The sequence below is a fragment of the Ralstonia sp. VS2407 genome (genome assembly GCF_052950655.1).
In genome coordinates this window covers 1-448 of the sequence record NZ_JBRFVG010000317.1, presented here as the reverse complement: position 1 = coordinate 448, position 448 = coordinate 1, and the positions used below count along the sequence as shown (strand labels likewise).

The following is a 448-nucleotide window of genomic DNA, read 5'->3' as shown; positions in this document are numbered from 1 at the left end:
ACTGACCCGCCAGCCTCGGCCGCTTCGGCGGGTGGAACGTCATGGGTGTCAAACCGGGCCGGAGACACCCATGGCGTTCCACCCGAGCGTCAGCGGGCGCCGAGCGCCTTGCCGGCCAGGGCGATGCTGGTGCGCAGCAGGTCCCGTTGGCGGGCCGGTTCGGTGATGAACTCCGCAGGCGGAAACGACCCCTGCCGGTGGTGGAAGGAGGTCGATCCGACGGCGAGGGCGGGGTCGGTGAGGAGGCCGACGATCTGTCGGGCGACCTCGTCCGGCTTCCGGGTCCGCCGGGCGTAGAACGGCTGCATGAGCGCCCGCAGCACGGCCGGTAGTTCGCGCCGGATACCGGTGTCGACCGGGCCGGGACCGTAGCCGATCGCCGTGATCCCGTACCGCTGGGCGGCCTGGGCGGTGAGCAGGTCGTTGGCCAGTTGGGCCTGGCCGTGGC

The 448-nt window shown here is 72.3% G+C and carries 1 protein-coding gene; it reads right to left on the bottom strand.

Annotation, left to right across the window (positions count from 1 at the left end; all coding sequences use genetic code 11):
- Window positions 1-89: 89 nt before the first annotated feature.
- Window positions 90-448 (bottom strand): hypothetical protein (locus ACU8YE_RS25245; RefSeq protein WP_446930304.1); only part of this gene is annotated, 359 nt, incomplete at its 5' end.